General features: G+C 41.4%; 16 protein-coding genes and 1 riboswitch. Of the genes, 11 read left to right on the top strand and 5 right to left on the bottom strand.

Annotation, left to right across the window (positions count from 1 at the left end):
• Position 1 precedes the first annotated feature (1 nt).
• Both G6R08_RS03540 and G6R08_RS03535 read right to left on the bottom strand, forming a co-directional pair.
• Positions 2 to 397 carry a hotdog fold thioesterase gene (locus G6R08_RS03540; protein ID WP_163526709.1) on the bottom strand — a complete coding sequence of 132 codons (396 nt, stop codon included), beginning with the start codon at positions 395 to 397 and terminating at the stop codon, positions 2 to 4.
• 142 nt (positions 398 to 539) lie between these two features.
• Positions 540 to 1,487 carry a 1,4-dihydroxy-2-naphthoate polyprenyltransferase gene (locus tag G6R08_RS03535; protein ID WP_163526708.1) on the bottom strand — a complete coding sequence of 316 codons (948 nt, stop codon included), beginning with the start codon at positions 1,485 to 1,487 and terminating at the stop codon, positions 540 to 542.
• Positions 1,488 to 1,715: 228 nt separating this feature from the next.
• Here G6R08_RS03535 and G6R08_RS03530 point away from each other — a divergent pair, with 228 nt between their 5' ends.
• From G6R08_RS03530 to G6R08_RS03500, 7 genes are all read left to right on the top strand, one after another.
• Entirely contained in the window at positions 1,716 to 3,110 is a 1,395-nt protein-coding gene (locus G6R08_RS03530) for an isochorismate synthase (protein WP_163526707.1), read from the top strand.
• Positions 3,107 to 4,843 carry a 2-succinyl-5-enolpyruvyl-6-hydroxy-3-cyclohexene-1-carboxylic-acid synthase gene (gene menD / locus G6R08_RS03525; RefSeq protein ID WP_163526706.1) on the top strand — a complete coding sequence of 579 codons (1,737 nt, stop codon included), beginning with the start codon at positions 3,107 to 3,109 and terminating at the stop codon, positions 4,841 to 4,843. Before G6R08_RS03530 ends, menD begins: the two co-directional genes overlap by 4 nt.
• Before the next feature lie 3 nt (positions 4,844 to 4,846).
• Positions 4,847 to 5,644, top strand: coding sequence for a 2-succinyl-6-hydroxy-2,4-cyclohexadiene-1-carboxylate synthase (gene menH, locus G6R08_RS03520; protein ID WP_163526705.1), 798 nt, complete (start codon positions 4,847 to 4,849; stop codon positions 5,642 to 5,644).
• Between the two features lie 57 nt (positions 5,645 to 5,701).
• The gene (gene menB / locus G6R08_RS03515) at positions 5,702 to 6,520 is read left to right on the top strand and encodes a 1,4-dihydroxy-2-naphthoyl-CoA synthase (protein ID WP_079526846.1); all 819 of its coding nucleotides are present in this window, start codon (positions 5,702 to 5,704) and stop codon (positions 6,518 to 6,520) included.
• Positions 6,521 to 6,603: 83 nt separating this feature from the next.
• Positions 6,604 to 8,079, top strand: a complete 1,476-nt coding sequence (locus G6R08_RS03510) for an o-succinylbenzoate--CoA ligase (RefSeq protein WP_163526704.1) — start codon at positions 6,604 to 6,606, stop codon at positions 8,077 to 8,079.
• Positions 8,079 to 9,182 (top strand): o-succinylbenzoate synthase, encoded by a 1,104-nt coding sequence (gene menC / locus G6R08_RS03505; RefSeq protein WP_163526703.1) that lies wholly within the window; start codon positions 8,079 to 8,081, stop codon positions 9,180 to 9,182. Before G6R08_RS03510 ends, menC begins: the two co-directional genes overlap by 1 nt.
• An 87-nt stretch (positions 9,183 to 9,269) precedes the next feature.
• Positions 9,270 to 9,587, top strand: a complete 318-nt coding sequence (locus tag G6R08_RS03500; protein ID WP_163526702.1) for a hydrolase — start codon at positions 9,270 to 9,272, stop codon at positions 9,585 to 9,587.
• Between the two features lie 250 nt (positions 9,588 to 9,837).
• On the opposite strand, the gene G6R08_RS03495 is transcribed toward G6R08_RS03500, so the two are convergent.
• Complete coding sequence (locus G6R08_RS03495; RefSeq protein ID WP_163526701.1) at positions 9,838 to 10,656, bottom strand: DUF6612 family protein; 819 nt, start codon at positions 10,654 to 10,656, stop codon at positions 9,838 to 9,840.
• A 250-nt stretch (positions 10,657 to 10,906) separates the two neighbouring features.
• Here G6R08_RS03495 and ytkD point away from each other — a divergent pair, with 250 nt between their 5' ends.
• Positions 10,907 to 11,392, top strand: a complete 486-nt coding sequence (ytkD, locus tag G6R08_RS03490; protein WP_163526700.1) for an RNA deprotection pyrophosphohydrolase — start codon at positions 10,907 to 10,909, stop codon at positions 11,390 to 11,392.
• 76 nt (positions 11,393 to 11,468) lie between these two features.
• Here ytkD and pckA read toward each other — a convergent pair whose 3' ends face one another.
• Positions 11,469 to 13,061 carry a phosphoenolpyruvate carboxykinase (ATP) gene (gene pckA / locus G6R08_RS03485; protein ID WP_163526699.1) on the bottom strand — a complete coding sequence of 531 codons (1,593 nt, stop codon included), beginning with the start codon at positions 13,059 to 13,061 and terminating at the stop codon, positions 11,469 to 11,471.
• Positions 13,062 to 13,500: 439 nt separating this feature from the next.
• Positions 13,501 to 13,615: riboswitch (SAM riboswitch) on the top strand.
• Between the two features lie 233 nt (positions 13,616 to 13,848).
• On the opposite strand from pckA, the gene metK reads away from it, so the two are divergent.
• Positions 13,849 to 15,045 (top strand): methionine adenosyltransferase, encoded by a 1,197-nt coding sequence (metK, locus tag G6R08_RS03480; protein ID WP_163526698.1) that lies wholly within the window; start codon positions 13,849 to 13,851, stop codon positions 15,043 to 15,045.
• Between the two features lie 54 nt (positions 15,046 to 15,099).
• Here metK and G6R08_RS03475 read toward each other — a convergent pair whose 3' ends face one another.
• The gene (locus G6R08_RS03475) at positions 15,100 to 15,618 is read right to left on the bottom strand and encodes a gamma carbonic anhydrase (protein ID WP_163526697.1); all 519 of its coding nucleotides are present in this window, start codon (positions 15,616 to 15,618) and stop codon (positions 15,100 to 15,102) included.
• 69 nt (positions 15,619 to 15,687) lie between these two features.
• On the opposite strand from G6R08_RS03475, the gene G6R08_RS03470 reads away from it, so the two are divergent.
• Together G6R08_RS03470 and G6R08_RS03465 are read left to right on the top strand one after the other, a co-directional pair.
• Complete coding sequence (locus tag G6R08_RS03470; protein WP_163526696.1) at positions 15,688 to 16,467, top strand: alpha/beta hydrolase; 780 nt, start codon at positions 15,688 to 15,690, stop codon at positions 16,465 to 16,467.
• A 39-nt stretch (positions 16,468 to 16,506) separates the two neighbouring features.
• Positions 16,507 to 17,547 (top strand): tetraprenyl-beta-curcumene synthase family protein, encoded by a 1,041-nt coding sequence (locus G6R08_RS03465; RefSeq protein WP_163531090.1) that lies wholly within the window; start codon positions 16,507 to 16,509, stop codon positions 17,545 to 17,547.
• The last annotated feature ends 5 nt before the right edge of the window (positions 17,548 to 17,552 follow it).

The raw sequence follows: 17,552 nt of genomic DNA, 5'->3' as shown, positions 1-17,552 counted from the left end.
GCTAGGAACTTTGGCGAAGAACGACCCCGACTGTACATCTTGAAATAGAGATTAATTGTTGCTCTTCATCTTCTATCCGAATTTCCCAAACCATAGTTGTTCTTCCGCGGTGATGAGGGATAGCAGTGCCATATACATTTCCGGAGCGCACACTTTTTATATGGTTAGCATTGATTTCAATTCCAAAAATCTGCTGATGTTCGGGATCAATATTTAAAAAAGACCCAATGCTTGCAGCAGATTCAGCCAGTGCTACACTTGCTCCTCCATGAAGGAAACCCATTGGTTGATGTGTTCGATGGTCAACAGGCATTTTAAGGGTAACTTTCTCTGGTTCCGCTTCGAGGACTTCCATTCCTAGCGCTTCCATTAATGTGTTTTGTATAGATATATCCATTTTTATCATCCTTTACTTTTCATTCCCCGAATTCATAATATCAAACATACATAAATATGAGGTGATTTCAGCTTATCCTAATTAAAATCAAACAACCCGGACTCAAAAAGCTGCCCGGGTGTCTTAAGATTGGCTTTCATTTCTAAAATGAAAAAGGGATTAACAGTTGTAAAAGAAGCGATATTCCAAGTAACATACCGTAAAAGGTATTGGTCTGTGCTGTCGCCTTCATGGCTGGCATCATTTCTAATGGTGATTTCTCACCAGCGAACCCATGTATAGATTGGGTTCCTTTTCTTATGCTAAGCAATGTAAGGAGTGACCAGATCGGAAGCATCCCTAGTGCGATGAGCATTAAAGTCAGCCCATACGCGACCACATAAAGACTTAACAAGAAACGGACAGCCCCATGATGACCGAATAATATAGCTAATGTTTTACGGCCGTTTTCAGCATCTCCGACACGGTCACGAATATTATTTGAGAGATTGATCGCACCAATAAAAATCGCTACCGGAACTGAGATTACGATGACTTCCCATGATATACTTAATGATTGGATATAATAACTTATGGCAACAATGACTGTCCCCATGAACAATCCTGCGGCTAGTTCACCTAATGGAGTATAAGCGATTGGGTAAGGCCCGCCTGAGTAAAGATAACCTAATAGCATGGATACGAGCCCGATCGCGGCAACCCACCAGCTAGAAGAAGCACAAATATAAACACCAAGCAATGTCGCCACTACAAGGAAGCTGATGGCTAAGGTTAATACAGTTCGCGGCTGGATCCCATCCCGTACAATAGTACCGCCTATTCCAACAGACTTCTCGTTGTCTAATCCTCTGACGAAATCGTAGTATTCGTTAAACATATTAGTGGCCGCCTGAATTAAAATCGAGGCGAAAAGCATAGCGGCAAATAATCCAAGATGAATCCCATGATCAAGAGCAGCAAGCATTGTCCCTACGAATACAGGAACAAAAGCGGCGGTTAACGTATGGGGACGTAATAACCTCCACCAAACTTGAAATCCGTCACGTTCATTCAAGGAAGTTCTCATATTTTGATTTGAAACAGAACTCATGGGTGTCATCTCCCTTGTATTTAAACTAGTAATATAATATCAACTTAAGTTTAGGCAAACAGTCCTCTGGTGTCAATCCTTGTAAGAATATGCAAGAACCGATGAAGATTTCTTGAGTCAAGAGAAAAAAGAGAATAAAATAGAAGAGGGTATTCATCGTTTATTAAAATGATTGAGTTATTATCTTAATATAATGCAACGTCCCAAACTGGGGTGGGAGGAATTTTAATGCTTCATATAAAAGTACCTCAAATAGATGAAATCGTTGAGGGAGCGATTAACAAGGCGACTGATGAAAAAAAGCCGCAACTTATCAGTTTTGTGAATGAAATAGAATATACAGATGCTTTTACTTTTTTGGATCGATCGCAGAAGATTGATCGTCATCGTTTATTTTGGAAAAGTGCAGATGAGGATTTTACGATGGCAGGGGTAGGTGCGGCCTATAAGATGATTGCGGCACATCCGAATCGATTTAGGAAAATAGAATCAACGTGGAATGAACTACTGGACGAGGCGCAAGTGTACGATCCTCACTATGAAAAAGGAACTGGCCTTGTTGCTCTGGGAGGATTCAGCTTTGATGCCAATCAAAACAATTCAACCCCATGGGAAGGGTTTCCTGACAGCCAGATGACAATTCCAGCCTATTTGTTAACAAATAAAGGGTCAAAATCATATTTGACGACCAATTTGCTTATCTTTGAGGAAGATCATAAACAGCAGATTATACACCAAATAGACGAGGATCAACATCAGCTTTTACATGGTGATCGTCAAGAACATAAACTTCCTAAGCAGACGGGTTTAACGGAGATGGAAGCGGAAAAGTGGAAGCAAAGCGTCAAACAAGCTACTGCTGACATTAAGCAGGGAAAACTGGGGAAAGTTGTGCTTGCCCGCGAACTGCGTGTTAAATTTGACTCCTCAGCTGAGTTGTCCGCAATCGTGGAAGAATTATGCAAAACACAAGAAAATAGTTACATCTTCGTTTTCGAAAATGGCGGAGATTACTTTATCGGTGCAACGCCAGAAAGGCTGGCTAAATTGGAGAACCAAGAGCTGGTCTCTACATGTTTAGCTGGAACAATTCCACGCGGCAAGGATGAAAAAGAGGATCACCTCTTTAGTAAGCAGCTTCTGAATGATCCGAAAAACCGACAGGAGCACGATTTTGTAGTTCAGATGATTCGGGAAGCTGTTGAAGCATGCTGTTACAATGTCGAAATTCCTAGTGCACCAGTCGTTTATCCGCTTCGTAACTTACAGCATTTATATACCCCTGTCACAGCTACTCTTGAACAGGGATATACACTGCTTGATGTTGTAGAGAAACTGCACCCGACTCCAGCACTCGGCGGTATGCCTCAGAAGCAATCAGTAGATTACATCAGGAAACATGAAGTGTTGAACCGCGGCTGGTATGCAGGCCCGATTGGCTGGTTTGACGGTCATAATAATGGGGAGTTTGCGGTAGCTATTCGTTCTGCACTTCTTCAGCAGGATGAAGCTTCTTTATTTGCGGGATGCGGGGTCGTGGAAGATTCTAACCCTGATGCGGAATACGAAGAAACAGCTGTCAAGCTCAGGCCTATGTTATCCGTTTTAGGAGGATCAGTATGAACTACACAGAAACTTTATCGAGATACATGACCCATTTTGTTGCCCAACTCGCTCATTCGGGGATAGAAGATGTTGTCATTTCACCTGGATCACGATCCACCCCCCTTGCTATGACATTTAGTGAATACGATCGAGTGAAACATTGGGTTCATGTGGACGAGAGATCTGCTGCTTTTTTCGCATTAGGCCTAGCCAAAGCAAAACAACAGGCAGTAGCGCTTGTCTGTACATCCGGCACCGCTGCAGCTAACTATTATCCGGCAATCGTCGAAGCTTACTATAGCAGGGTTCCGCTTGTTGTTTTAACGGCGGACCGTCCACATGAGCTTAGAGATGTAGGAGCTCCTCAATCTATTGATCAAATTGATATGTATGGTCATTACGTTAAATGGTTTCATGATTTAGCCTTACCTGAGGATGGGTTACTCTCATATGTAAGAAAACAGGCTGCTCGTGCGGTTGAAGAAAGTGAGTCAAACAACCCTGGGCCCGTACATGTAAACCTTCCTCTAAGGGAGCCATTAGTTCCTGATTTTAATGTGAATGGGCTCTGGAATGAAGGGGCAAAACCAATTCCAAAGAATATATATGGTTTGCCGCAAACTTCTGAAAAACAGACAGTCCATTTTGTGGAATTACTAGCCGGCGATAAAAAGGGTTTGATCGTATGCGGACCGCAAACGGATCCAGAATTAGCATCACATCTTACCATTTTGGCCGCACGCTCAGGGGTGCCGATTTTAGCAGATCCATTATCCCAACTAAGAGCGGGCGAGCATGATAAACGCAATATTATTGAAAACTATGATGCCATTTTAAAATCAGATAAAAGAAGAGAGTCACTCGAACCGGAATACATCATTCGGTTCGGAGCGATGCCGGTGTCCAAACCATACTTACAGTGGATACAAAAGCATGATTCGGCCATCGACCATTATGTGGTAGACACATATGCAAGCTATCGGGAGCCTTCAGGTGTAGCTACACAATTTGTTTGGTCTGATCCAGGTAGTTTTTGCCAAATGATCCATTCTAAATTGGAAGCAGATCACATTGAAAGTGAGTGGTTACAGCATTGGCAGAAGATGAATACGCTCGCTAAAAGCCATATGCTTGCTGAACAAGGTTCCGAATTAAATGAAGGACATGCGGTGGTTCGTTTGTCGAATTCGATGTTAGATCGTTCTGTTTTATTCGTTGGAAATAGTATGCCGATTCGAGATGTCGACAGCTTCTTAATGGCTACGCCAAAGCATATTACAGTGATGGCTAATCGAGGAGCAAATGGGATTGATGGTGTAGTTTCAACGGCTCTCGGAGCAGCGGCAGCTGGGCAGCCGACCACACTGTTGTTAGGCGACTTATCATTTTTTCATGATATGAATGGCTTGCTGCTTGCGAAGCAGCATCATTTGCCCATTACAATTGTTGTTATCAATAATGATGGGGGCGGAATCTTTTCTTACCTTTCACAAGCGACACAGCCTGCTTACTTTGAAGAGTTGTTTGGAACACCAATCGGGATAGATTTTAGAAAAGTTGTAGAAATGTTTGGCGGAACACATAGACGTGTTGATAATTGGGAAGCCTATACACGTTCATTAGAGGAAAGTTATCAGGAAAACGGTTTGAGTGTTGTAGAAGTGATTACGAACAGGGAAGATCATGTGGATTTTCACAAAGAAAAATGGCAGGGGATCGCAGAGGCCCTGGATTCACTGGATGAGGTCTAGATTATGTATATTAAACTGACCCATCGCACTTACTGGATAGACGACGAAGGCGAGGGTTTGCCTGTCTTGATGCTCCATGGGTTTACAGGCAGCAGCCGCACATTTGCTAAAGTAAGGGAATTGTTACCAGGTTCCATTCGGTCTATTTGCATCGACATGCCTGGACACGGATACACAGGAGTTGTCGGCACGTTGACGGTGGAGCAATTTGCTGCAGATGTAGTGGAAATTCTGGAACATTTACAACTCTCTGCTGTGGATGTTCTTGGTTATTCCATGGGCGGACGGGCAGCCCTGTCTTTTGCAATGCTCTACCCTGAGTGGACAAATAAATTAATTCTTGAAAGTGCTTCGCCAGGTCTCGCCGATCCTGATGAGCAAATGGCTAGACGGACTAAGGATCAAGGGATAATTGATAAAATTACTAACGAAGGCTTGCAAAAGTTCGTCCATTATTGGGAGAATATACCTCTTTTTGAAAGTCAAAAGCAGTTGTCTGCTGAAGACATTTCTCTTTTGAAAGAAGAACGATTAAGACAGAATCCCCATGGCTTAATTCAGTCTCTTCAAGGAATGGGAACAGGGCAGCAGCCCTCATGGTGGGAGAAACTTTCCGACTTACCAGCAGAGGTGCTTCTGGTAGCAGGCGAGTGGGATGACAAATTTATCTCGATTAATAAGGAGATGGATCATCGACTGTCGGAATCCACTTTAGTCATCGTTGAAAATTCCGGACATACAGTCCATCTCGAAAAACCGAAGTTTTTTGCTAAAACTGTCGAAGACTTCGTGATACAATAGTAATTGTATGGAAGCGGATAAACTTATCCGCAATTTGTTTAAAATGGAGGGTTATGTATGACCTATAACTGGGTTACTGAAAGAGAATACGAAGAAATTCTCTACGAAACTTTTGAAGGAATTGCTAAAATTACGATCAATCGTCCAGAAGTTCGTAATGCTTTTACTCCTAGAACTGTGCAAGAATTAATTGATGCTTTTGCTTATGCACGTGATGATTCTAAAATCGGAGTCATTGTATTAGCTGGTGCTGGTGATGACGCATTTTGCTCAGGTGGAGACCAAAGCGTTAGAGGGCACGGAGGTTATGTCGGTGACGACCAAATCCCTCGCTTGAATGTGCTAGACTTGCAACGACTAATCCGGGTTATTCCTAAGCCTGTCGTTTCCATGGTTTCCGGATATGCAGTAGGCGGCGGTCATGTCCTACATATCGTTTGTGACTTGACTATTGCTGCTGACAATGCAATCTTTGGTCAAACAGGTCCGAAGGTTGGAAGTTTCGACGCAGGATACGGTGCTGGCTTGCTTTCCCGTATCGTCGGTCAAAAGAAAGCTCGAGAAATTTGGTATCTTTGCCGTCAATATAGTGCAAAAGAAGCGAAGGATATGGGACTCGTTAATACGGTTGTTCCTCTGGAGCAGCTTGAAGATGAAACGGTTCAATGGTGTAGAGAAATGCTTGAGAAGTCACCAACAGCTCTTCGTTTCCTAAAAGCCTCTTTCAATGCTGATACAGATGGGCTGGCAGGCCTGCAGCAAATGGGCGGCGATGCAACATTACTTTATTACACCACAGAGGAAGCAAAAGAAGGACGCGATGCGTTTAAAGAAAAACGTAAACCTGACTTCGGTCAGTTCCCGCGTTTCCCATGATTCGAAAATAAAATGGTTTAAAAAAAGGGCTTCCTATAGCTTAGGCAGCCCTTTTTATATGAGAAGAGGGAGGATAAAAGAGCATGAACGAAATTCCTCATTGGCTGGAGAAGCAGTATGAACTGCAGCCAGAAGCCACAGCAATTGAATATAGTGAACGGCAATCTTTAAGTTATTCGGCTTTAAGAGAAGAAAGTCGAGGACTGGCCAGAGGGTTAATGAATGAGGGAGTAAAAGCTGGTGACCATGTGGCCATATTGTCATCTAATCGAATAGAGTTTCCCGTTTGTATTCACGCACTAAGTTATATTGGAGCGGTTGTGATCTGCTTAAACATCAGATTAACACCGGAAGAACTTGCCTACCAAATGAAAGATGGCGAAATTTCTGCATTGATTGTTGACCCTGATTTTGAAGACAAGTCCCTACGCTCTGTCGAAAAGGTCTCGTTAAATCATATAGATTTTATCAATATGAGTCGTTTGCCAAAGTCCGATGAGCCATTTGATTTAAAAGAACAGCTTTGTTTAGATGATGTATTTACCATGATGTATACATCGGGTACAACCGGAAAACCAAAAGCTGTTATGCATACTTATGGAAACCACTGGTTCAGCGCTATCGGTTCAGCTCTTAACTTAGGTTTGTCGCAATCGGACAAGTGGCTGATTTGCCTGCCTATGTTTCATGTTGGTGGTTTTTCCTTACTCATGAAAAATGTTATTTACGGAATGCCAATTCGTCTGTTGTCGCATTTTAATGCCCGCGTGATCAATAATGAGATTCGTCATCATGGTGTAACGATGGTTTCCGTGGTAACGGTTATGCTTCAAAGATTGATACGAGACTTAGAACAAGAGCATTATCCTTCATCCTTTAGGTGTTTTTTATTAGGCGGTGGACCGGTTCCTAAACCGTTATTAAAGGAGGCTAATAAAAAAGGGATTCCTGTCTTTCAAACGTATGGTATGACAGAAACCAGTTCTCAAATTGCCACATTAAGCCCCGGAGACGCTTTTAATAAACTTGGCTCAGCAGGAAAAGCCCTGGCTCCAGCTACGCTGAAAGTTATGGTGGATGGAATCCCTGCTAAAGCGTATGAGACAGGGGAAATCTACGTTAAAGGGCCGATGGTGTCGCGAGGGTACTATAAAAGACCAGGAAACAACTCCGAATATTTGGCAACAGGTGATGCAGGATATTTGGATGAGGAAGGATTTCTGTATGTTGTAGACCGCGTCAAAGATATGATTATTTCTGGAGGAGAAAATATTTATCCAGCAGAAATCGAGAGCGTTATAATGGGACTTGAGGAAGTTGAAGAAGTTGGGGTAGCTGGTGCAGCAGATGAAGAATGGGGAGAAGTGCCTGTGGCTTTTGTGGTCCTCCGGGCAGGAGCAGAACTTTCATTTGAAAAGCTGGTCACCTATTGCCGCCAACATCTGGCCTCCTATAAAACACCAAAACAACTGTTCATTATACAAGAGCTGCCAAGAAACGCATCAAATAAAATTGTCAGACGGAAATTATTTGAGCATGCGCAAGGGGACGTAATTTAATGGATATTCGCACTATCGTTTTTCGTAAAATTTCACTTCCTCTGCGAAGCCCATTTCAAACCCATCAAGGCGAACTCTACGAACGTTCCGTGATAATTATTGAAGTTAGTGATGATCAGGGGTTGAAAGGATACGGAGAAGTATCGGCATTTCCCTCTCCTTTCTACACAGCCGAAACCGTTGAAACAGCTTGGCATATGCTGAGAGACATTATCCTTCCTCGTCTAAACGCCAGACACATTCAGCATCCAGCTGACTTCGTGCGCATGACTTCCTTTATTCAAGGTAACCAAATGGTAAAATCAGGTTTGGAAGGAGCATTATGGGATCTATATGCGAAACAGAACCGAGTGAGTTTAGCTGAATTGATTGGAGGCACACGTGATTTTGTTAAAGCAGGTGCCGTTTTGAGTCTTTCTGACACTATCACGAAAGATATAAACAGATTGAAACAGTCTGGCTATGAACGGTATAAGCTAAAAGTTGAAAAAGGCAAAGAACGGGACAAAATCAAACAGGTTCAGACCGTTGACCCTGACCTGGCTATTATGATTGATGCGAATGGAATGTACAGAGAGAGTGATTTAGATCACTTAACTGCCCTGGATGACTTAGGGCTGCTAATGATTGAGCAGCCTTTTGAACCTGGTGATTTCTATTTGCATAGAAAAGCACAGCAGCAAATGAATACTCCGATTTGTTTGGATGAATCCATTATGTCATTACACGATGCAAGGCAAGCGGTTGAACTCGGAAGCTGCCAAATCGTCAATATAAAAATCAGCCGTGTAGGAGGCATGACAGCAGCATTAAACATTCATGATTACTGTCAAAATAACGGACTGCCTGTATGGTGTGGCGGCATGGTGGAAACAGGCATCGCCAAGGCTCACAATTTGGCACTTGCTTCTTTACCTAACTTCACAATCCCGGGCGATTTATCGAGTTCAGACAGATACTTTTATAAGGATGTTCTCAAAGAACCAATTGAAGTAAACGACGGAAAAATCAAGGTTCCCACTGGAAAGGGAATAGGGGTCAATGTAGATAGTTCTTATTTAGAAAAGGTTACCTTGCAAAGCTATTTCTGGCAGCCGGAATAGGTTGGGTTGGTAATATATGCTTCTTGCTTTTTATTGTAATAAAGCTTTCCTATATAGCTAAGGCTATGTTATAAGGAGGTTTTTATTATGGATGGAAAAAACCAGTACTTTGTAAATATCGGCACACGTGAAATATCAATTAATCGCAATGGCAACAATGATGAGTTCATCATTAACGCTGATCGAGAAGAACTTCTTTTATTAAGGGAAGTGTTTAATGAAATGTATAACTCGGATACAAGAGCTTTCTTTCGATCACACGTTCCGTTTGTAGAGTATCACAAAGATAGTTCGAATGACGAATATGATGAGGGCATGACAAGAGCCTTGCAGATGATCTATGACTTAGGTGATGATACGACCAGGCACCACATCAGTGGAATGGGTGTTTTAAAAGACAAATGAGGGTTGGACAAAAGTATTTTTACCAAATGAAAATCCGAACTAATTAGAAACTATGATTGTTGTATAACCGCTGCGAAAATATACTGCGCTTTCCGCGGGCGGCTGTTGAGCCTTCTTGTGCTGACGCACTGCGAGGTCACACCTAGGCCTTTCCTCCCGCAGGAGTCTCCGTATATTTCCTCCGCTTAAATAGCGCTTCGTTCGTCTTTTCATTTTAGAGATTTACTTATGTCCCAGCCCCTATTTGTATTTATTGTGTTACGGAACTTAAGTCAGACATCTCTTGGGCGTTTTTTATAATTTCCTGGGGAATGACAATCTCTTCAACCTCATTAAAATTGCTGTATTTACCACTCATTTTTTGACTAATAAATGCCTGCTTGCCATCCACTACTATAGAAAAGTCCATGGTTGATTCGATTGATTCAGGATAGTAGGTGTCTTTATTAATGGTTAAAGTATAGCTAGCCTTTTCAACTTTTAACTCCTTCAGCAGATTATCGGGAAGCATTCCTTTGGGCATTGACTGAGCCATGGTTTTCTCGATCAACTTTTGAACATTGTCTCCTTTAGAACTAAAAGACAAAATATAAGTATTATTTTTTTCTTCCATGTTAAATTCGTCTACATAGTCTTGCAGCATTTCAAGTTGTTTTCCTGGAGTTTGCTGGGCAATACTGGTTTGAGTCAATTGTTCCCAAAGTTCCTCAGGAGCTTTGACCCAGCCTTGGGTTCCGGGCTGAGACATATACATGCCCTTTTTTGTATGATACTGTTCCACAGTCTTTCCCATTATATCAATTGTTTGGTGTAATGCTAACGGCTGAAGTTGAATATCTGAATCAATCGAAGTTTTGATTGGTTGAGGGGGTACCTTGGTTTCAGACGATTCTGCACTATAGTTTTGAGTGACATCCAGCTTCATGGAAAAGCTGTTTAATTCCTTTGAAGCTTCAGAAGACTTCATAAACACTCCTTTCGCCTTTTCAGCTTCATTACTCGAGCAAGCTGTTACAAACAGCATAGTGATAAACAATAAACTGAGTACAATCCATCTTATTTTTTTCATTTTAAATTCCTCCTTTTATCTACATACTATTACATACGAATGATGCCGAGTTTAGTTTCATAATTATGGTAAAACATGCAGCATTTACAAAGTTTACATAAGGGTATCGATAATCATAGTAATAATACGAACGGTACTGTTTGTAATCTGGCTTGCTTATGATACGATTTAAATAGCAATACATGATAGAGTGTATCGCTAAAGTTCTTATTCATTACATAATTAACGGATTAAAGGCAGATGATCTTACATGAAAACATTTAGCGATTACTATCGAAATCAAGTTAAGTTATCCTTTGATAATCATCCATTTTCTAAGACACCAAAGCATGTTTGGGTTATTTGTCAATTCGATAATAAATGGCTGTTGACCAATCATAAAGACAGGGGCCTCGAATTTCCTGGTGGCAAAGTAGAAAAAGGAGAAACAGCGAAAGATGCTGCGATCAGAGAAGTACTTGAGGAAACAGGCGGGCGTGTTAAGCAGATTGATTATGTGGGACAATATCATGTAGCAGGGAAGGGCGGAACCATTGTTAAAAATGTGTATTTCGCTTCCATATCACAGTTACAATCGCAAGACCATTATTTTGAAACGAATGGTCCTGTATTGCTTGAGGAGCTTCCAGAAGGAATTGTCAGTGATGAGCAGTACAGTTTTATGATGAAAGATGATGTGCTGCCCAATTGTATGAGACAGATTAAAGAGAAATTTCTAGGGGATCCTACTGAATAAGCAATAGTAATCAAAACGAGCGCGCAGTTAAACTGCGCGCTCGTTTTATCTATTTTGAGGAGATGAGGAAACATGTTTACTTTCTGCCAAAAGCAGGACCGGCATTTTTGATAGCTGAGCTGGCATGTGTGAATTTCTTAAAGTTGTCGTGGAATTTTTCTGCTAGTTCCTGAGCTTTTTTATCATAAGCATCAGGATTATCCCATGTCTTTCTCGGTAATAATACATCATCTGGAACTCCTGGACAATGAAGCGGGATTTGAAGTCCAAATACTGGGTCATTGTACGTTTCTACTGAATTTAGCTCACCTTCAAGCGCTGCGTGAACCATTGAACGGGTATGGGAAAGTTTCATTCTTTCTCCTTCTCCATAGGCTCCTCCCGTCCAGCCTGTATTGACCAGATATACCTTCGTATCAAATTGGTCGATTTTTTCGCCTATCATCTCAGCATATACAGAAGGTGCTAATGGCAGGAATGGAGACCCGAAACAAGCAGAAAAGGTAGCTTGTGGAGAAGTAACTCCGCGTTCTGTTCCTGCTAATTTACTTGTATATCCGCTTAAGAAATGATACATTGCCTGTTCTTTTGTCAGTTTACTAATTGGCGGCAGAACGCCTGTAGCATCAGCAGTTAAAAACACAATTGCATTTGGATGCCCTGCAATGCTTGGCTGGACGGTGTTATCAATGTGATGTAATGGATATGCCGCCCGAGTGTTCTCCGTGAGGCTGGTATTGTCATAATCAGGAATTTGAGTTTCTTCATCCATTACTACGTTTTCTAACACTGAGCCAAATTGAATGGCATTAAAAATTTGCGGCTCTTTCTCTGCTGATAAGTTGATACACTTGGCGTAACAGCCACCTTCGATATTAGCGACTCCATGGTTTGACCAGGCGTGCTCGTCATCGCCGATCAGACGACGCTCCGGATCAGCAGACAACGTTGTTTTCCCTGTTCCTGATAAACCGAAGAATAATGCTACATCACCTTCCTTGCCTACGTTAGCTGAACAGTGCATAGGCATAATATTTTGTTTAGGAAGCAAGTAGTTCATGACAGAGAATATCGACTTTTTAATTTCACCTGCATATTCTGTTCCACCAATGAGAACAATTCTATGTTTAAATGAAATCATAATGAAAGCTTCCGAGTTCGTTCCATCTACTCTTGGATTAGCTTTAAATGTTGGTGCAGATATGACTGTAAACTCGGCTTCGTGCTCAGAGAGCTCTTGATCAGTTGGGCGGATAAACATTTGGCGGGCAAATAAATTATGCCATGCGAATTCATTGATGACTTGAATAGGCAGTTGGCTTTTCTTGTCTGCTCCTGCGTAGCCTTTAAAAACAAATACTTCTTCACGCTCTTTTAAATGATCCAACACTTTATGGTATAAATGAACGAATGTGCTCTCATCTATAGGCTGATTGGTGCTTCCCCAGTTGACGTTGGGTTCTGACTCATGATCTTTTACGATAAATTTATCCTTTGGAGATCGGCCAGTATAGGTGCCTGTAGTAGCTAGAACAGCCCCACGATCCGTTAACGATCCTTCTTTTTTGGAAAGTATTTTTTCTACAAGTTGTGGTACAGACAAATGATGGAGGACATGCTCTTGCGCTAAAAGTTGGTTTAAATCTGATAGTTGGTTAATGGCACTCATATGTGTCAACCCGCCTTTACTTTAAAATTAATAAAAAGCATAAATTACTTTAAGTTATTGCTTTAAGTTGATTAATAGTATAACACATTCATTTTAATAATCCATACTAATAATGAAAATGCTTTCAATTTATTTTACTATAAAATTTTGTATCACGCATTCGATAACTTTGAACAATCCAAGCTGTTATTTGTGGGGGTTTACCCCTAGTTCATTCGTTTCCTATTGCATTTAGCAATAATGGTCAAACTAGTCTCTGTTTTTTTGTAAATCGGAGAATCCATCTTTTTACCGGAAATGTAAAGAGCTCCTTATTCCAGATATATGAGCTAACTATATAATAGCGATATTTACGTAGAAAAGCAGACCGTTTCTTAAAGCATAGTAAACGGATTGACATTAAATGAGGTTTTCGGTACGATTATCTCGAACGGATACTCTCTTATCCAGAGTTGGTGGAGGGACAGGCCCTGAGAAACCCGGCAACCGTCAGATAGCTGCTGACATGGTGCTAACCTGAAGCAAGGCAATTGTTATGCCTTGGACGATAAGAGCGAAAGGAAACGATGCCTTTCCTCTGAACGAAGGAAGGGTTTTTTCTTTTATTGGGAAAAGGTTCAGCACAATTTCTGATGATGTTCATATTCATATGTACATATAACGTGAAATGTGCAATAGCCATAAAAACGATTGTAAGGAAACCATAGGAATCTAGAGAGGTTTCTAATGATACTGGTAAAGAGTTCCGTCTAATCTATGTATTTAACAGAAGGAGGAGTTTAGCAGAATGCCAGCCAATCGCCGGTTATTCACATCTGAATCTGTAACAGAAGGTCATCCTGATAAAATCTGTGACCAGATTTCTGATGCGATTCTAGACGAAATTTTAAAAAATGATCCGAACGCACGTGTTGCGTGTGAAACAACTGTTACGACAGGACTTGTCCTCGTTTCAGGTGAGATCAGTACAAATACGTATGTAGATATCCCTGCTATTGTACGTCAAACGATTAAAGATATCGGCTATACAAGAGCGAAGTATGGATTTGACGCTGATACATGTGCTGTATTAACGGCTATAGATGAACAATCTCCGGACATTGCAGGCGGAGTAGATGTAGCGCTAGAGTCAAGAGAGGGTCAAATGAGCGATCAAGAAATCGAGTCTATTGGTGCAGGAGACCAAGGTCTAATGTTTGGTTTTGCAAATAACGAAACGGCTGAACTAATGCCTTTGCCGATATCACTTGCTCATAAGTTATCGAAGCGTCTTTCAGATATGCGCAATGATGGTACTCTCGGTTATTTGCGTCCAGATGGGAAGACTCAGGTAACGATTGAGTATGATGAACATGATCAGCCTGTTCGAGTCGATACGATTGTTATCTCTACACAGCATGCCGAAGAAATAACACTTGAACAAATTCAAAGAGATTTGAAAGATAAAGTTATTCAGCCTGTTGTCCCGTCAGAACTTATTGATGAGGAGACCAAGTATTTTATTAATCCTACTGGAAGGTTTGTCATTGGCGGCCCACAAGGTGATGCCGGGTTAACAGGTAGAAAGATTATTGTTGACACATATGGCGGATATGCTCGCCATGGGGGAGGAGCCTTTAGCGGTAAAGATGCTACTAAAGTAGACCGATCTGGGGCCTATGCTGCCCGCTATGTTGCGAAAAACATTGTAGCTGCAGGCTTAGCTGATTCCTGTGAAGTTCAATTGGCGTATGCCATTGGCGTAGCGCAGCCAGTTTCGATCTCCATTGATACACACGGGTCAGGAAAAGTAACGGAAGAGAAGCTTGTGACAGCAGTTAGGGAATTGTTTGATCTACGTCCTGCTGGCATTATTAAAATGCTTGATCTACGTCGTCCTATTTATCGTCAAACAGCTGCCTATGGTCACTTTGGCCGTACAGATGTTGAATTCCCATGGGAAAAAGTGGATCGGGCTGAAGACCTGAAAAAACGTCTGCAATAAATAGAGAAGAAAACCTTTCTTCATTTTAAGTTGAACGGTTTTCTTTATTTTTTATTATGATTCTTTTCTAAGCTGCTTATAAACTTGACCCTTCTCGACATAAGTTGTTCGAATTCGTTCTAGTTCTTTATAATCTTCCTCGTTCAGTTCCCGAACCACTTTTGCTGGACGGCCAAAAGCTAGTGTCCTGGGAGGTATGACTTTACCTGGAGGAACAAGACTGCCTGCTCCTATAAACGCCTGCTCACCTATTTCGGCACCATCGAGAATGAGAGATCCCATACCAATGAGTGCATCCTTTTTAATGTGGGCCGAATGAAGGGTGACTTGATGTCCTACAGTTACACCGTCTTCAATGATCAACGGTTGGTTGGGACTTTGATGCAGCATGCTTAAGTCCTGGATATTTACTTCTTTCCCAATTTTAACCGGAGCAACGTCCCCGCGTATAACAGTTTTAAACCAAACGCTCGCATACGGACCAATGACGACATCGCCCGTAATGGCTGCATCTTCAGCTATGTAGGCTGTCGAGTCAATTTGCGGGTACTTTCCTTTATATTCGCAAATCACGCTAATCCCCCTTATAATATGGATATAATCTAGTATAGCAAAAGTAAGGTGTTGCATGGGAGGGATTATATGTGTGCGGTGCAAGCGACTATTGTGATCGTTCATGGTGCTTTTGAACACATTGGAAGATACGAACATTTAATCAAACAGTTGCATGCTGATGGATATAAAGTTATCTCCAGGGATCTCCCTGGTCAAGGAAGGTCAGAAGGTATGAAAGGCCATATTAAATCCTTTAATCAATACATACATACGATTGAGGAGTGGCTGAAAGAGACCGGGGAAGGTTCTGTCTTCCTTTTAGGGCACAGTATGGGTGGTTTAGCGGTTATTCGCACGATGCAACAGCTCAAACTGAAGGTTGATGGTGTGATCTTATCATCTCCGGCCCTTGGAATTCTTGAAGGTGCTTCTAAACCGATGGAAGCGGCATCGCGAATTTTAAATCATATATGGCCAAAGCTGCAGGTTGGCAATCAGCTCAGTTCTGAAAAAGTTACGAGAAATGAGGATGTTCGCAAACGTGATGGTGGAGATGCTCTGATTTTAGAGAAAGTATCTGTGCGTTGGTATAGAGAATTTCAGCGTAATATCCAGCAAGCCTTCGTAGACATTGATCAATTTCCAGACGTTCCTTTGCTGGTTATGCAAGCGGGAGAAGATCTAATGGTGGATGCGGATAAGACAAGAGAATGGTTTCATAAAGTCAAGCTTTCAGAGAAAACTTATAAAGAGTGGCCGGGTTTTTATCATGAGATTTTTAATGAACCGGAATGGAAACGAGTTTACTCATATACTAGCCACTTTATTCATCAACAATTATCTAACCTACATCATAAGGAGGGATGACTTGTGGCACCTCAAGTCCCTGCGAATGCTTTACATCTGATGACCAGAGTGTACAAGGATATTTTTCCGAGAGTACACGTTGAACTTAATCAATGGATTAGTAAAGCAAAAGATATACCAAATTTGGAATTAAGAAATCAAGCATTAGCAAGTATTGAGTCGAAAACTTTCCACTGTGAAGGAGGAGGAATATACGCTCTGTTAGCTAGGGACAGTTGGAAAGAATCGATTCGATTTATCGTGGCTTATCAAACAATCAGCGACTATCTCGATAATTTATGTGATCGAAGTACTTCGATGGATCCGAAAGATTTCAGAATGCTGCATCAGGCAATGATTGATGCGCTTACGCCAAAGAATGAAATAAAGGATTATTATTATTATCGTGAAGAGAAAGATGATGGCGGGTATTTAGTAGATCTCGTTAAGACTTGTCAGTCAGTGCTGCGGGAAGCGAAAGATTACCCAGGGGTCTATGAACATACCTTGAAGCTTGGGGGATTATATAGCGATCTTCAAGTACATAAGCATGTGATTGAAGAAGAACGTATTCCAAGGTTGAAGAATTGGTTCAAAAACCATCAAAAACACTGGCCGAATCTAGAATGGTTTGAGTTCTCTGCCTGTACAGGTTCTACATTAGGGATATTCTGCTTAATTTCATATACACTGAGCGGAAAGATGACTGATGATCTGGCTAAACAGATTGAGAAAAGCTACTTCCCATTTATGCAGGGCCTTCATATTCTGCTTGATTATTATATTGATCAACAGGAAGATGAAGAAGAAGGCGACTTGAATTTCTGTTCTTATTATGATCATGAAGAGCAAATGAAACAAAGGTTTGTTTTTTTCGTAAAGCAAACAAACCAGGAAGTTCAGAAACTCCCTGATGCTGCTTTTCACCAAATGATTCATGAAGGACTCGTAGGGATGTACCTTGCTGATCGGAAGGTGAGTAACATTCAACATGCGAAGGGATTTGTGAAGGAGTTATTAAAAGTAAGTGGAGCCAAGGCAACTTTCTTTTATTTTAATACAAAAATGTATCACAAAATAAAGCCTGGTAAGCCATTATAGGGTTA

Source organism: Halobacillus ihumii (genome assembly GCF_902726645.1).
Taxonomy (GTDB): domain Bacteria; phylum Bacillota; class Bacilli; order Bacillales; family Halobacillaceae; genus Halobacillus_A; species Halobacillus_A ihumii.
The sequence above is the reverse complement of the archived record's forward strand: the minus strand, read 5'-3'. Positions and strand labels throughout refer to the sequence as shown.

What these genes read in the sequence shown, in the direction of transcription:
- G6R08_RS03540 (WP_163526709.1), bottom strand. Translation starts at nt 397, where the DNA reads ATGGATATATCTATACAAAACACATTAATGGAAGCGCTAGGAATGGAA.
- G6R08_RS03535 (WP_163526708.1), bottom strand. Translation starts at nt 1,487, where the DNA reads ATGAGTTCTGTTTCAAATCAAAATATGAGAACTTCCTTGAATGAACGT.
- G6R08_RS03530 (WP_163526707.1), top strand. Translation starts at nt 1,716, where the DNA reads ATGCTTCATATAAAAGTACCTCAAATAGATGAAATCGTTGAGGGAGCG.
- menD (WP_163526706.1), top strand. Translation starts at nt 3,107, where the DNA reads ATGAACTACACAGAAACTTTATCGAGATACATGACCCATTTTGTTGCC.
- menH (WP_163526705.1), top strand. Translation starts at nt 4,847, where the DNA reads ATGTATATTAAACTGACCCATCGCACTTACTGGATAGACGACGAAGGC.
- menB (WP_079526846.1), top strand. Translation starts at nt 5,702, where the DNA reads ATGACCTATAACTGGGTTACTGAAAGAGAATACGAAGAAATTCTCTAC.
- G6R08_RS03510 (WP_163526704.1), top strand. Translation starts at nt 6,604, where the DNA reads ATGAACGAAATTCCTCATTGGCTGGAGAAGCAGTATGAACTGCAGCCA.
- menC (WP_163526703.1), top strand. Translation starts at nt 8,079, where the DNA reads ATGGATATTCGCACTATCGTTTTTCGTAAAATTTCACTTCCTCTGCGA.
- G6R08_RS03500 (WP_163526702.1), top strand. Translation starts at nt 9,270, where the DNA reads ATGGATGGAAAAAACCAGTACTTTGTAAATATCGGCACACGTGAAATA.
- G6R08_RS03495 (WP_163526701.1), bottom strand. Translation starts at nt 10,656, where the DNA reads ATGAAAAAAATAAGATGGATTGTACTCAGTTTATTGTTTATCACTATG.
- ytkD (WP_163526700.1), top strand. Translation starts at nt 10,907, where the DNA reads ATGAAAACATTTAGCGATTACTATCGAAATCAAGTTAAGTTATCCTTT.
- pckA (WP_163526699.1), bottom strand. Translation starts at nt 13,061, where the DNA reads ATGAGTGCCATTAACCAACTATCAGATTTAAACCAACTTTTAGCGCAA.
- metK (WP_163526698.1), top strand. Translation starts at nt 13,849, where the DNA reads ATGCCAGCCAATCGCCGGTTATTCACATCTGAATCTGTAACAGAAGGT.
- G6R08_RS03470 (WP_163526696.1), top strand. Translation starts at nt 15,688, where the DNA reads ATGTGTGCGGTGCAAGCGACTATTGTGATCGTTCATGGTGCTTTTGAA.
- G6R08_RS03465 (WP_163531090.1), top strand. Translation starts at nt 16,507, where the DNA reads ATGACCAGAGTGTACAAGGATATTTTTCCGAGAGTACACGTTGAACTT.